Source organism: Kosakonia sp. LAM2021 (assembly GCF_016620385.1).
Lineage (GTDB): Bacteria > Pseudomonadota > Gammaproteobacteria > Enterobacterales > Enterobacteriaceae > Kosakonia > Kosakonia sacchari.
In genome coordinates this window covers 54,378-68,062 of record NZ_JAENHT010000008.1, presented here as the reverse complement: position 1 = coordinate 68,062, position 13,685 = coordinate 54,378, and the positions used below count along the sequence as shown (strand labels likewise).

General features: G+C 56.6%; 12 protein-coding genes. 3 read left to right on the top strand and 9 right to left on the bottom strand.

The window, feature by feature from the left end; genetic code table 11:
• Positions 1-83 precede the first annotated feature (83 nt).
• Entirely contained in the window at positions 84-1,328 is a 1,245-nt protein-coding gene (locus JKP81_RS16875; protein WP_200552631.1) for a polysaccharide deacetylase family protein, read from the top strand.
• Positions 1,329-1,332: 4 nt separating this feature from the next.
• Here the strand turns inward: JKP81_RS16875 and panD are convergent, their stop codons facing one another.
• The 9 genes from panD to thpR all read right to left on the bottom strand — a co-directional run bounded on the left by panD (position 1,333) and on the right by thpR (position 8,402).
• Positions 1,333-1,713 (bottom strand): aspartate 1-decarboxylase, encoded by a 381-nt coding sequence (panD, locus tag JKP81_RS16870; RefSeq protein WP_017457968.1) that lies wholly within the window; start codon positions 1,711-1,713, stop codon positions 1,333-1,335.
• 137 nt (positions 1,714-1,850) lie between these two features.
• Complete coding sequence (gene panC, locus JKP81_RS16865) at positions 1,851-2,705, bottom strand: pantoate--beta-alanine ligase (RefSeq protein ID WP_200552630.1); 855 nt, start codon at positions 2,703-2,705, stop codon at positions 1,851-1,853.
• 11 nt (positions 2,706-2,716) lie between these two features.
• Positions 2,717-3,508 (bottom strand): 3-methyl-2-oxobutanoate hydroxymethyltransferase, encoded by a 792-nt coding sequence (gene panB, locus JKP81_RS16860; protein ID WP_017457970.1) that lies wholly within the window; start codon positions 3,506-3,508, stop codon positions 2,717-2,719.
• A gap of 108 nt (positions 3,509-3,616) precedes the next feature.
• Complete coding sequence (gene folK, locus JKP81_RS16855; protein WP_200552629.1) at positions 3,617-4,096, bottom strand: 2-amino-4-hydroxy-6-hydroxymethyldihydropteridine diphosphokinase; 480 nt, start codon at positions 4,094-4,096, stop codon at positions 3,617-3,619.
• Entirely contained in the window at positions 4,093-5,490 is a 1,398-nt protein-coding gene (gene pcnB / locus JKP81_RS16850) for a polynucleotide adenylyltransferase PcnB (RefSeq protein WP_340224529.1), read from the bottom strand. The genes folK and pcnB overlap by 4 nt, the downstream gene beginning before the upstream one ends.
• 55 nt (positions 5,491-5,545) lie before the next feature.
• Positions 5,546-6,442: a tRNA glutamyl-Q(34) synthetase GluQRS gene (gluQRS, locus tag JKP81_RS16845; protein WP_200552627.1), complete on the bottom strand. Its 897-nt coding sequence runs from the start codon at positions 6,440-6,442 to the stop codon at positions 5,546-5,548.
• 86 nt (positions 6,443-6,528) lie between these two features.
• Complete coding sequence (dksA, locus tag JKP81_RS16840) at positions 6,529-6,984, bottom strand: RNA polymerase-binding protein DksA (RefSeq protein ID WP_007373199.1); 456 nt, start codon at positions 6,982-6,984, stop codon at positions 6,529-6,531.
• 173 nt (positions 6,985-7,157) lie between these two features.
• Positions 7,158-7,862 (bottom strand): DNA/RNA nuclease SfsA, encoded by a 705-nt coding sequence (sfsA, locus tag JKP81_RS16835; protein WP_200552626.1) that lies wholly within the window; start codon positions 7,860-7,862, stop codon positions 7,158-7,160.
• Positions 7,863-7,871: 9 nt separating this feature from the next.
• Positions 7,872-8,402 carry an RNA 2',3'-cyclic phosphodiesterase gene (gene thpR, locus JKP81_RS16830; RefSeq protein WP_200552625.1) on the bottom strand — a complete coding sequence of 177 codons (531 nt, stop codon included), beginning with the start codon at positions 8,400-8,402 and terminating at the stop codon, positions 7,872-7,874.
• 73 nt (positions 8,403-8,475) lie between these two features.
• Between thpR and hrpB the strand changes: the two genes are divergently transcribed.
• Both hrpB and mrcB read left to right on the top strand, forming a co-directional pair.
• A complete protein-coding gene (gene hrpB, locus JKP81_RS16825) occupies positions 8,476-10,905 on the top strand; it encodes an ATP-dependent helicase HrpB (protein ID WP_200552624.1) in 2,430 nt (809 codons plus the stop codon).
• Between the two features lie 117 nt (positions 10,906-11,022).
• Complete coding sequence (gene mrcB, locus JKP81_RS16820) at positions 11,023-13,548, top strand: bifunctional glycosyl transferase/transpeptidase (protein ID WP_200552623.1); 2,526 nt, start codon at positions 11,023-11,025, stop codon at positions 13,546-13,548.
• Positions 13,549-13,685 lie beyond the last annotated feature (137 nt).

The following is a 13,685-nucleotide window of genomic DNA, read 5'->3' as shown; positions in this document are numbered from 1 at the left end:
GCTGTTTTTTAGCCTGCTCATTGCCGTTGGTTTCTCCCGTTCTGTTGCTACAATAGGTGCAGTTTTTCTATTCGGTCCGTCTCATGTCTCGTTTGATTACCCTTATGCTGTTGCTGGTTGCCTGGAGCGCGTCTGCCAGTATTGTCAGCGAACAACGCATTCCCGCGCGCTATATGCAAACCACCGAAGATGCCGATATCTGGGCGCAGGTAGGGGACAGAGTCGTAACCGTCGGCAATATTCGTGCCGGGCAGATCCTGGCGGTGGTGCCGGGGGCGGAGGATTATTACGCGTTTCGCTTTGGCTTCGGCAGTGGATTTATTGACCGGGGTCATCTTGGCACAGTGTCAGGTAATGAACGGGTAGAAGATACGCTTGGCGATCTGAATAAGCCGCTCAGTAATCAAAACCTGATCACCTGGCAGGATACGCCGCTCTACACGTCGCCGGATATCACCAGTAAGCAGGTTGGTACGCTGGCGGAAAACCTGCGTTACCCGATAATCGATAAGCTGAAAGACCGCCTGAACCAGACCTGGTTTCAGATCCGCATCGGCAACCGGCTGGCGTGGATCAGCAGTCTGGATGCACAAGAAGACAGCGGCATTCCGGTACTGACTTATCACCACATCTTGCGCGATGAAGAAAATACCCGCTTTCGCCACACCTCGACCACTACGTCAGTACGTGCTTTTACCAACCAGATGACCTGGCTGCGCGATCAGGGTTACACCACCTTGTCGATGTACCAGCTTGAAGGTTATGTGCGTAACCGCATGAATTTGCCTGCGCGTTCAGTAGTGATCACCTTTGATGATGGGCTGAAATCGGTCAGCCGTTACGCCTGGCCAATCCTGCGCGAATACGGCTTTAAAGCGACGGCGTTTATCATTTCGTCACGCATCAAGCTCAAGCCGCAGCCGTGGGATCCGAAATTCCTGCAGTTTATGAGCGTGTCGGAGCTGAATCAGATTCAGGATGTGTTCGATGTGCAGTCACATACCCATTTCCTGCACCGGGTTGATGAAGCGATGCACCCGATTTTGCTTAGCCGTAACTACCACAATATTTTGTTCGATTTTAAACGCTCACGTCGCGCGCTGGCACAGTTCAACCCGCATGTGCTCTATCTGGCCTATCCTTTTGGCGTGTATGACGATAAAGCGGTGAAAGCGGCGAATGACGCAGGTTTTCATCTGGCGGTGACCACGGTGCGTGGCAAGGTGAAACCGGGAGATAACCCGTTTTTACTGAAACGGTTGTACGTGCTGAGAACGGATTCGCTGGAGACAATGTCGCGGCTGATCAGTAATCAGCCGCAGGGGTAGGGCATCAGGCAACCTGAACCGGCACGGCTTTCGCGGTGCGTTTCATCTCGTTGTCGCCATCAAAATAGGCCACTTTCGGCTGCCAGTTACGGGCAACTTCATCCGGCACGGTGACGTAGCTGGCGATAATCAGGATATCGCCGACGTCTGCGCAGTGCGCTGCCGCACCGTTAACCGAGATAATGCGTGAACCGCGCTCGCCGGCAATCGCGTAGGTTGAAAAGCGTTTGCCGTTGGTCACGTTATAAATGTCGATGGCTTCGTATTCCAGAATACCGGCCGCCTCAAGGAAATCCTGGTCAATCGCGCAGGAACCTTCGTAGTGCAGGTCGGCCTGCGTCACTTTGACGCGGTGGAGCTTGCCTTGCAGCATCGTGCGAATCATAAGTTAAACCTTCATTACTGATAATTAACCTGAAAATGGAGGGCGGCTCCCTGCGAATCCCTCGTGTGCTCGCGCCACATCCTGACGGGCGTAAGGGCAAGCCAGGAGTGGAGTATTGCCCGATTTTTTCGCCCTGTCTAGCGGGCTAACTCAACCACTTTGTTGTCGATAAGCCGCGCCTGACCAAGCCAGGCCGCCATCAAAATCACCGCGCGTTTACTGCCCTCAGACAGCGCCAGCAGCGTATCTGCATCGCGGATCTGAATATCATCGGCGCGCAGACCCGCGTCGTTGATCTCCTGCCCGGCAATGGCAATCAGCTCCTCTTCATTGCGCTCGCCCGCCAGCAGTTTATCGGCAATCGAATTCATCACTTTGCTGAGCGCCGGGGCGATTTTGCGCTGTTCGGCGGTGAGATAGCCATTACGTGAACTCAGCGCGAGGCCATCTTTTGCGCGCACGGTCGGCACGCCAACAATCTCAATGTCGTAGCCCATATCGGCCACCATTTTGCGGATCAGCTGCAATTGCTGGTAATCCTTCTCGCCAAAGCAGGCGATATCCGGTTGTACCAGGTTGAACAGTTTGCTGACGATGGTCGACACACCGCGGAAATGACCCGGACGGCTTGCACCTTCCAGCATGGTGGAGATACCCGGCACATCAACATAGGTTTGGGTGTCGGTGCCCTGCGGGTAGATATCCGCCGGTGCGGGGGCGAAAACCAGATCGACTTTGCGCTTGTTCAGCTTTTCGCAATCTTCCTGCAAGGTGCGTGGGTAGCGCACTAAATCATCCGGGCGGTCGAACTGCATTGGGTTAACGAAAATACTCACTACCACCACATCGGCACGGGTTTTCGCTTCGTCGACCAGCTTCATATGGCCATCGTGCAGGTTGCCCATCGTTGGCACCAGCGCAATACGCTTGCCTTCCTGACGCAGTCTGCGGATGTGCTGGCGCAGCAGCGGGAGGGTTTCAATAATCAACACAACTAAGCTCCTTAATGGAAACTGTGTTCTTCACCCGGATAGGCTCCGGATTCGACGTCGGCAACATACTGCCTGACCGCTGCGCGCATGTCGCCTGCTTCACTGAGGAAATTTTTCGCGAATTTCGGGATATGTCCGCCGGTAATGCCGAACGCATCATGCATCACCAGAATCTGGCCGTCGGTGACATTACCTGCGCCAATACCAATTACCGGAATGGTTAACGCCGCTGTGATACGCTGTGCCAGCTCAACGGGAATACACTCCAGCACCAGCAGCTGCGCGCCTGCGGCTTCCAGCGCCAGCGCATCGTCAAGCAGCCCTTGTGCTGCGTCGCCGCGCCCCTGCACTTTATAACCACCGAAAATATTAACGGACTGCGGCGTCAAACCCAGGTGGCCGCACACCGGCACGGCGCGCTCGGTCAGCATTTTCACCGTCGGTGCCAGCCAGCGGCCGCCTTCTATTTTCACCATATTGGCACCTGCGCGCATGACCACGGCGGCGTTTTCAAACGCCTGCTCTGGCGTGGCATAGGCCATAAACGGCAGATCGGCGAGCAGCAGGCAGGCCGGTGCGCCACGGCGAACAGCCTGCGTGTGATAAGCGATATCGGCAACCGTTACCGGCAGGGTGGAGTCGTGACCTTGTACCGTCATCCCTAACGAATCACCAACCAGCATCACGTTAATCCCTTCTTCGGCAAACAGTTTCGCGAAGCTGTAGTCGTATGCGGTGATAGTGGCGAAGCGTCTTTTTTCCTGCTTGCACTTGTGCAGCCAGGAGATGGTGGTGGGTTTCATAGCGTTTCCTGATAGTCGAAAGCGATTCTGGCGCATTCTAGCAGCAACCATCAGGTGGGCAATGATTTTAGGCAAGCGGTGAGCGCGGGGTGTGAAGAAAGCGGGAGATTACCAGGCGTCGGGTTTTGGCGCGTTCAGGCTTGCAAGAATTTCCTGCAACGATGTGCCGTCCGGGAAGCGCAGATCGGGCGCAATTTCAAACAGCGGCCACAGCATAAAACCCCGGTTTTTCATGTCGTAGTGCGGCACCGTCAGGCGTTCTGTATTCAGGGTGAGATCGCCAAACAGCATGATATCGAGATCGAGCGTACGCGGCCCCCAACGTTCTGCTTTACGCACGCGGCCTTGCTGAAGCTCAATGCGTTGCGTGTGATCGAGCAATGTTTCTGGCTCAAGGGCGGTTTCCAGCGCCACGGCGGCATTGAGGTAGTCCGGTTGATCCGGCGGGCCAAGCGGGGGAGTGCGGTATAATGAAGAGACCGCCACGATGCGGCTTTGTGGGATCTCTCCGAGGGCGGTCATCGCGGCGTTAACCTGGTCGAGCGGTGACGCCAGGTTGCTACCGAGCGCGATATACGCGAGGGTCATGCGCTACCTTCGCGGCGCGGCGCGCGTTTGCGCGGGCGGCGGTGGCGACGGCGTTCTGCCGGCTCATCGCCTAAATCATTGAGCATATCTTTCTGGGCTGGCGGTGCGGAAACCTGGAATTCACCCCACCATTTCGCCAGACGTTGCAGCTCGCCGTTATTTTCGGCTTCGGCGCGCAGCGCCAGTAAATCATAGGCCGCGCGGAATTTCGGGTGTTCCATCAGTTTCCATGAGCGCTTGCCCTGGCGACGGGACATCCGCAACTGCAACTGCCAGATATCACGGATCAGCGTGGTGATGCGTTTCGGGATCGCCAGTGAACGGCACGCTTCATCCAGCACGTCGTTCATCGCCAGTGCGAAAGCGTCGTAATAGGCAAGCCCGCCTTCCTGGGTAATGCGCTGGGCGTTTTCCAGCAGCGGATACCAGAACATGGCAGCAAACAAAAACGCCGGATTGACGCGCATGTCGTTGCGAATGCGGTTGTCGGTATTCTTCAGCACCTGGTCAATAATCCGCTCCATTGGGCTGTCGCCTTTTTCGGTGAAGTAGCGGGTGATGCTGGGGAACAACGGCTGGAACAGACCATATTCACGCAGTAAACGGCAGGTTTCGTAACCGTAGCCGGCCTGCAGCAGTTTCAGCGATTCCTCAAACAGGCGCGCCGGAGGAACATCGTTAATCAGCGTTGCCAGGCGCGGGATCGGCTCGGCGGTCTCTTCGCTGATACGCATATTGAGCTTGGCGGCAAAGCGCACCGCGCGCAGCATGCGCACCGGATCTTCGCGATAGCGGGTTTCCGGGTTGCCGATCAGGCGAATCACACCTTCTTCTAAATCACGCATACCGCCGACGTAATCACGTACGGTGAAATCAGCAACGCTGTAATAAAGGCTGTTAATGGTGAAGTCGCGGCGCTGGGCATCTTCTTCGATGGATCCGAAAATGTTGTCGCGCAGCAGCATGCCATTCTGCCCGCGCTGGGAGATGGTGCGATCGGTTTGTTGTTCGTCGTGATGACCACGGAATGTGGCGACTTCAATGATTTCCGGCCCGAACATCACATGCGCGAGGCGGAAACGGCGGCCAACCAGGCGGCAGTTGCGGAACAGTTTACGCACCTGGTCCGGCGTTGCGCTGGTGGTCACGTCAAAATCTTTTGGTTTTTTGCCCAGCAATAAATCGCGCACGCCGCCGCCTACCAGGTAAGCGTCGTAGCCCGCTTTATTCAGACGATAGAGCACCTTGAGCGCATTTTCACTGATATCTTTGCGGGAAATAGCGTGCTGCTCACGCGGAATAACCGTCATCTGCGGTTGGGCCATAGCCTCAACGACCATGCTCTCTTCGCGGCTTAGCACCTTGCGGCAAAAATTAGCGACTCGGGTAAAAATAGTACACCTCGGTAGTGTCAAACATCAGGACAAAAAAATAGCGGCTAATCATAGCTCAGCGCGAGCCGTTTGAGAATGCTGTATTCGCATCCACGGCATCTGGCACTCGACAAAGCGTCCAGTTTTCCACCGCTTTTTGCAGCAGCGCGTCGATGCGCAGATCCTGCCACTCATTTGTTACATCCTGGTTCAAAAATTGTAAAGCCCTGATTATTACCGGGCGCGGATCGCCTTCCGGCAACGCAGGGGCGTGGTTTTGCTTGGAAAGCTTATTTCCCTGCTCATTGAGCGCCAGCGGCAAATGAATGTATGTCGGCACCGGCCAGCCAAACTGGTTATAAAGGGAGATTTGCCGCACCGTGGGTTCTATCAGATCCGCGCCGCGCACAATTTCCGTGACGCCCTGAAAATGGTCATCGACCACCACTGCAAGGTTGTAGGCAAACAGTCCGTCACGGCGGTGAATAATAAAATCTTCCCGCGCCAGTTTTTCGTCGGCGGTGATGCGCCCGCGTAATTTATCGTCGAAGTGCAGGACCGGATGCTGCTGTACCAGCCGTACGGCGGCGTTTTGCGGACCATTTTGTAATGTCCGGCAATGTCCATCGTACGTGCCGCCGATGCTTTGGATGCGCGCGCGCGTGCAGGTACAAAAATAGCTCTGCCCGTTGCGTTGTAAGGTGGCGAGCGCCTCGCGGTAGGCGTCATGGCGCCGGGATTGCCACAGCACATCGCCGTCCCAGTGCAGACCATAATGCTCAAGCTGGCGAAGAATGGTATTTGCCGCGCCGGGAACTTCTCTGGGGGGATCGATATCTTCGATGCGAACAAGCCAGCTGCCGTGGCTGGCGCGGGCTTGCAGATAGCTGCCGAGAGCAGCAATTAACGAACCAAAATGCAGTTCACCGGACGGGGATGGCGCAAAGCGCCCAATATAGTGTGATTCAGGCATGTCGCTGGCAAAATATAGGCGGGAATCGATCCCGCCGTATAGGGCGCACCACGCCTTAGCGGTGCGCCGTTGAAGACGTCAGGGGATTAACCCGCCATCTGTTTTTCGCGGATTTCCGCCAGGGTTTTGCAGTCGATGCACAGGTCGGCAGTCGGACGTGCTTCCAGACGACGGATACCAATTTCAACGCCACAGGATTCGCAGAAGCCGAAATCTTCGTCTTCCACTTTTTTCAGCGTCTTCTCGATCTTTTTAATCAACTTGCGCTCGCGATCACGGTTACGCAGTTCGAGGCTAAACTCTTCTTCCTGAGCGGCACGATCGACCGGATCGGGGAAGTTAGCTGCTTCGTCCTGCATGTGCGTGACGGTGCGATCGACTTCATCCCTAAGTTGATTACGCCATGCTTCAAGAATACGCTTGAAGTGCGCCAGCTGGGCTTCGTTCATATACTCTTCGCCCGGTTTCTCTTGATACGGCTCCACCCCAGCGATGGCGAGAATACTCAGGGACGATGTTTTACGGTTTTGCCCTTCTTGCATGTTGCTTCTCCTTAACACGCACTATCGATCCCCGTGTGGGGGAAAAATCAGGCCGCTATAAATAGCAGATGCTTTTACGGATGGCAAATATCTAAACGTAACACTTGACAACCCTGTGAAGAAAAGCGTATTTGCGCACGCGACCAAATCACTTACTCGTCAAAAGCTTGCCTTTATACCGTAAAAGGTAGTGGCAACTTAAGAGTGATATTATCGGCAGAAAGTTCCGCTTTATAAGCGATAACTTCTACGCCCCGGTGTTGTGCCTCATTCAATAATCGTGCGTATTCCTCGTCAATATGGCGTGCCGGAGAAAAATGTTCAACGGCGGAGTGCAGAACAGCAAACAGAATTACCGCGCGATCGCCGTTGGCCGCGACGCTCATTAATTCCCGTAAATGCTTCTGTCCTCGCAGGGTGACGGCATCCGGGAAGTAGCCTGACTGCTGCTCGGCGAGCGTGACCGATTTCACTTCAATATAGCAGTTGCGCCGGTCATCCGCCTGTAACAGAAAATCAATTCTGCTACCTTCCGCACCATATTTTACTTCGCTTTTCAGCACGCTATATCCGCTGAGTTCAGGCACCTGGTCAGCAAGTATTGCTTCTTTTGTCAGCATATTTGCCCGCTGAGTATTGACGCAAATAAATGCCCCTTGTTGGGTTTGGGATAATTCCCACGTATGGGCATATTTGCGCTTAGGATTATTCGACGTGGAATACCAGACCGTGTCGCCTGGCGTCGCACAACCGGTCATCGCACCAGTATTTGGGCAATGCAGCGTGAGGGTTTCCCCTTCAGGCGTGACCACATCCGCAAGGAAGCGTTTGTAACGCTGAATCAGCGTGGCGGATTTAAGCGGCGGGGAAAAATCCATGGGAAATCCTTATTTTTTAAGCGTCCAGCGATGCAACGGCGTGTAGCGGGTTCGCCCCTGGATAAATTGTGATTCATACAATGCGAACGCCGTCACCGGAAACGACCAGTGAAAACCCGGCGGTGGAATAGTGACAGCATGGCTGGCGTCGCGCAGCAGCGTAATGTGGGGGTGAAACGGCTGCGGGCTTTGGTAGCACCCGCTGCGAGAAGCCTGGGCGCGGAGCATATCCGCCAGCTGCAGCAACCCGCGCGGTGGCTGGCGTGAACCGAGCCAGACTACGCGCGAGCGCAGCCATTGTCCGGCATCATCCAGCGTGAGCGTGAAACCGGGCTGGTGTATCCGTCCGGCCAGCGCTTCCAGTGCGCGCTGTTTTTCCGCGCTGATTTCGCCGAGAAACGCCAGCGTCAGATGCAGATTCGCCGCTGCAATCGGTCGCCCCGCATCCGGCGGGAACTGCTGTGCGCGCCATTGCACCACCTGCGTCTGAATATCCGCAGGGAGTTCAAGGGCGAAAAACAGCCTTTTAGGTTCAGACATGGCAGGCTCGAGGTCAAAGGTTTACGGCGATGTTATACTGCTGGCCGGCTTATGTTAACCCTCCGGAGCTTTTGTGTCCTCACTGCCAGTCGCCGCCGTTCTGCCCGAGATTCTTTCTGCCCTGCGCGCCGCGCCACAGGTGCTGTTAAGCGCGCCCACCGGCGCAGGGAAATCGACCTGGTTGCCGTTGCAACTGCTGCAACAAGGCGACATTACTGGTCGTATTTTGCTGCTTGAGCCGCGTCGGCTGGCGGCGCGCAATGTGGCACAGCGGCTGGCGGAACTGCTTGATGAAAAGCCTGGCGAAACCGTGGGTTACCGGATGCGTGCGGAAACCTGCGTGGGGCCAAATACCCGGCTCGAAGTGGTGACAGAAGGGATTTTGACGCGGTTGGTTCAGCAAGATCCAGAACTCAGCGGCGTAGGGCTGGTGATCCTCGATGAGTTTCACGAGCGCAGCCTGCAAGCGGATCTCGCCCTGGCGCTGCTATTGGACGTGCAGCAAGGGTTGCGCGATGACCTCAAACTGCTGGTGATGTCGGCAACGCTTGATAATGCGCGTTTACAAGCGCTGCTGCCGGATGCGCCAGTCATTGTTTCTGCTGGGCGTACCTATCCGGTTGAGCAACGCTATCAGCCTTTGCCGACTCATCTTCGTTTTGACGAGGCGATTGCCCAGGCGACAGCGGAACTACTGCGTAATGAAGCCGGTTCGCTGCTGCTGTTTTTACCCGGTGTCGGTGAAATCCAGCGTGTGCAGGAGCAACTAGCTTCCCGCGTCGGCAGCGATGTTCTCCTCTGCCCGCTTTATGGCGCGCTGCCGCTCAGTGAGCAGCGCAAAGCCATTTTGCCCGCGCCTGCCGGGCAACGAAAAGTGGTGCTTGCTACCAATATTGCCGAAACCAGTTTGACCATCGAAGGCATTCGCCTGGTGGTGGATAGCGCCCAGGAGCGCGTCGCGCGGTTTGATGCCCGCAGTGGCTTAACCCGGTTGTTGACGCAACGCATTAGTGTTGCTTCGATGACGCAGCGCGCCGGGCGTGCCGGTCGACTTGAGCCTGGTATTTGCGTGCATTTACTGAGTAAAGAGCAGGCGGAACGCGCGGCGGCGCAGAGCAGCCCTGAAATAGTGAGTAGTGATTTATCCGGGCTGTTGATGGAATTAATACAGTGGGGATGCCAGGATCCTGCCCAGCTTAACTGGCTGGATCTGCCGCCAGCGGTGAATCTCGCGGCGGCGCGCAAGCTACTCAGCCAGTTGCAGGCGCTTGAGGAAGGTCGGCTGACGCCGTTTGGGCAACGCATGGCGGCGCTCGGTAACGATCCGCGCCTGGCTGCGATGCTGGCAGCGGCAAACGGTCGAGACGAAATTGCCACGGCGGCGAAGCTGGCGGCGATTCTGGAAGAGCCACCGCGCGGTGCAAACAGTGACTTAAGCGCGGCGTTTTCACGCAACCAGCCAAACTGGCAGCAGCGCGCGCGCCAGCTGGCTCGCCGCCTGAAAAGCAGTGATGGCGAGCCGAACAACACCGTCCTTGCGCCGTTGCTGGCAAGCGCCTTTGCCGATCGCATTGCCCGCCGGCGCGGCCAGGAAGGTCGCTATCAACTGGCGAACGGCATGGGCGCCACGCTGGATGCAGATGATGCACTCAACCGTCACGAGTGGCTGATAGCTCCACTGTTGTTGCAGGGTAGCGCATCGCCGGATGCGCGGATCTTGCTGGCGCTGCCGCTGGATATCGACGCGCTTGTCACCCGCTGCCCACATTTATTGCAGCAGTCCGACACGGTTGAGTGGGACGAGGCGCAGGGCACGTTAAAAGCGTTTCGCCGCAGCCAGATAGGCCAATTGACGTTAAAAGTGCAGCCGCTGGCGAAACCCTCGGAAGAGGAGTTGCATCAGGCGATGCTGAACGGCATTCGTGATAAGGGCTTGCGGGTACTGAACTGGACGCCGGATGCCGAGCAATTGCGCTTGCGATTACACTGTGCGGCGAAGTGGCTGCCGGAAGTTGACTGGCCCGCAGTCGATGAGACCTCGCTGCTGGAAAATCTTGAACAGTGGTTATTGCCGCAAATGAGCGGTATCCGTTCGTTGCGTGAGCTGAAAGCGCTTGATGTTACGCAAGCGTTACAAAATGCGATGCCGTGGTCATTACGTCAACGTCTGGATAGTGAGCTGCCTGCGCATTACACTGTGCCGACGGGAAGCCGGATAGCGATTCGTTATCACGAAGATAACCCGCCAGCGCTGGCGGTGCGTATGCAGGAGATGTTTGGCGAAGCGACAACGCCGACTATCGCGCAAGGGCGCGTGGCACTGGTGCTGGAACTGCTGTCCCCTGCGCAACGTCCGCTGCAAATCACCCGTGATTTAAGCGCGTTTTGGGCGGGCGCGTATCGCGAAGTGCAAAAAGAGATGAAAGGGCGCTACCCGAAGCATGTCTGGCCGGACGATCCGGCTAATACGGCACCGACGCGGCGCACCAAAAAATATTCGTAACCGCGATGGGCTTCTTGCCATCAAACAGTGCGATAAATTGAGAGATTTCTTCTTCTGCCCTGGTGCGGAAGAGTTGAGAATCAGGCCCTTGCGCCTGAAAGTTGCGGAGAGTAAAGCATGGCGGGGAATGACCGCGAGCCAATTGGACGCAAGGGTAAACCAGCGCGTCCGGCGAAAGAGAAAATCAGCCGTCGTCGACTTCGGGAAGAGGAGTACGACGAGTATGAAGATGACGATGAAGACGAGGAACCGATGCCGAAAAAAGGAAGAGGCAAAGGCAAGAAGCCACGCGGCAAACGCGGCTGGTTCTGGCTGCTGTTAAAAATTGCCATCGTTCTGGCCGTGCTGTGCGCCATTTATGGCGTTTATCTGGATCAAAAAATCCGTGCCCGTATCGACGGAAAAGTCTGGCAACTGCCTGCCGCGGTGTATGGCCGTATGGTCAACCTCGAACCGGATATGGCAATCAGTAAAAACGAGATGGTGAAACTGCTGGAAGCCACGCAGTACCGCCAGGTGACGAAGATGACGCGTCCCGGCGAGTTTACTGTGCAGGCGAAAAGCATTGAGATGATCCGCCGTCCGTTTGATTTCCCGGATAGTAAAGAAGGGCAGGTGCGCGCGCGTCTGACCTTTGACGGCTCTCGTCTGGAAACCATCGAGAATATGGACAGCAACCGCCAGTTCGGTTTCTTCCGCCTCGATCCGCGTCTGATAACCATGCTCTCTTCGCCTAATGGCGAGCAGCGTTTGTTCGTGCCGCGCAATGGCTTCCCGGATCTGCTGGTGGATACGCTGCTGGCGACCGAAGACCGTCACTTTTACGAGCACGATGGCATCAGCTTTTACTCCATTGGTCGTGCGGTGCTGGCGAACCTGACCGCCGGACGCACTGTGCAGGGGGCGAGTACGCTGACGCAACAGCTGGTGAAAAACCTGTTCCTCAGCAGCGAGCGCTCCTACTGGCGTAAAGCCAACGAAGCCTATATGGCGCTGATTATGGATGCCCGCTACAGCAAAGATCGTATTCTTGAGCTGTATATGAACGAGGTGTACCTCGGTCAGAGCGGCGACAACGAGATCCGCGGCTTCCCGCTGGCGAGCCTCTACTATTTTGGCCGCCCGGTGGAAGAGCTGAGCCTTGATCAGCAGGCATTGCTGGTGGGGATGGTTAAAGGCGCGTCAATCTACAACCCGTGGCGTAACCCGAAACTGGCGCTGGAGCGTCGTAACCTGGTGCTGCGTTTGCTGCAACAGCAAAACGTTATCGACCAGGAGCTGTATGACATGCTGAGCGCGCGTCCGCTCGGTGTGCAGCCGCGCGGCGGGGTGATTTCACCGCAGCCGGCATTTATGCAGATGGTACGCCAGGAGTTGCAGGCCAAACTCGGCGATAAGGTGAAAGATCTCTCCGGCGTGAAGATCTTCACTACCTTTGATTCCGTGGCGCAGGACGCCGCCGAAAAAGCCGCCGTGGAAGGTATTCCGCTGCTGATCAAACAGCGCAAGCTGACCGATCTTGAAACGGCAATGGTGGTGGTTGACCGCTACACCGGTGAAGTCCGCGCGATGGTCGGTGGTGCGACGCCGCAGTTCGCGGGTTATAACCGTGCGATGCAGGCGCGCCGCTCCATTGGTTCGCTGGCGAAACCTGCAACCTATCTGACAGCGCTGAGCCAGCCGAACATCTATCGCCTGAATACCTGGATTGCCGATGCGCCGATTTCACTGCGCTTGTCTAACGGCCAGGTGTGGGCACCGCAGAATGATGACCGTCGTTTTAGTGGCCAGGTGATGCTGGTCGATGCGCTGACCCGTTCGATGAACGTACCGACGGTGAACCTCGGGATGGCGGTAGGGTTGCCTGCGGTGACGGACACCTGGCAGAAACTCGGCGCGCCGAAAGATCAGCTGACCGGCATGCCGTCTATGCTGCTCGGTGCGCTGAACCTGACGCCAATTGAAGTGGCGCAGGCTTTCCAGACCATCGCCAGCGGCGGTAACCGCGCACCGCTTTCCGCGCTGCGTTCGGTGATTGCTGAAGACGGCACGGTGCTGTATCAGAGCTTCCCGCAGGCCGAACGGGCCGTACCGGCGCAGGCAGCGTACATGACGTTGTGGACGATGCAGCAGGTTGTCCAGCGCGGCACCGGCCGTCAGCTTGGCGCGAAGTATCCGGGCCTGCATCTGGCGGGTAAAACCGGTACCACCAACAACAACGTTGATACCTGGTTTGCAGGTATCGACGGGCGCGAAGTGACGATTACCTGGGTTGGCCGCGATAATAACCAGCCGACGAAATTGTATGGTGCCAGCGGCGCGATGGCGATTTACCAGCGGTATCTGGAAAACCAGTCGCCGATCCCGCTGGATCTGACGCCGCCGGAAGACATCACCAATATGGGCGTTGATGACATGGGTAATTTCGTTTGCGGCGGTGGCGGGGTGCGCCAGCTTCCGGTCTGGACGACCAGCCCGGAAACGCTGTGCCAGCAAAACCAGGTGCAGCCGCAAACCGGCAATCCGTTTGACCAGTCCCAGCAGCCGCAGCAACCGGCGCAGCAGCCTCAACAGCCGCCGCAGCAGGAGCAGAAAAGCGATGGCGTTGCAGGCTGGATCAAAGAGATGTTCGGCGGTAACTAATTTTCTGCCGTGACAAGACCTGAAACCCCCGATGCAACATCGGGGGTTTTTTAATGTCCGAAACATGCAAATAACGTTGTATTAAACCCCTGTTAACCACCTGCTTTTCGTCTGGTTATTTCTTCATCCTTCAGGCC

Coding starts and splice junctions, on each gene's coding strand:
- JKP81_RS16875 (WP_200552631.1), top strand. CDS start 84: ATGTCTCGTTTGATTACCCTTATGCTGTTGCTGGTTGCCTGGAGCGCG.
- panD (WP_017457968.1), bottom strand. CDS start 1,713: ATGATTCGCACGATGCTGCAAGGCAAGCTCCACCGCGTCAAAGTGACG.
- panB (WP_017457970.1), bottom strand. CDS start 3,508: ATGAAACCCACCACCATCTCCTGGCTGCACAAGTGCAAGCAGGAAAAA.
- folK (WP_200552629.1), bottom strand. CDS start 4,096: ATGACCCTCGCGTATATCGCGCTCGGTAGCAACCTGGCGTCACCGCTC.
- gluQRS (WP_200552627.1), bottom strand. CDS start 6,442: ATGCCTGAATCACACTATATTGGGCGCTTTGCGCCATCCCCGTCCGGT.
- dksA (WP_007373199.1), bottom strand. CDS start 6,984: ATGCAAGAAGGGCAAAACCGTAAAACATCGTCCCTGAGTATTCTCGCC.
- sfsA (WP_200552626.1), bottom strand. CDS start 7,862: ATGGATTTTTCCCCGCCGCTTAAATCCGCCACGCTGATTCAGCGTTAC.
- thpR (WP_200552625.1), bottom strand. CDS start 8,402: ATGTCTGAACCTAAAAGGCTGTTTTTCGCCCTTGAACTCCCTGCGGAT.
- mrcB (WP_200552623.1), top strand. CDS start 11,023: ATGGCGGGGAATGACCGCGAGCCAATTGGACGCAAGGGTAAACCAGCG.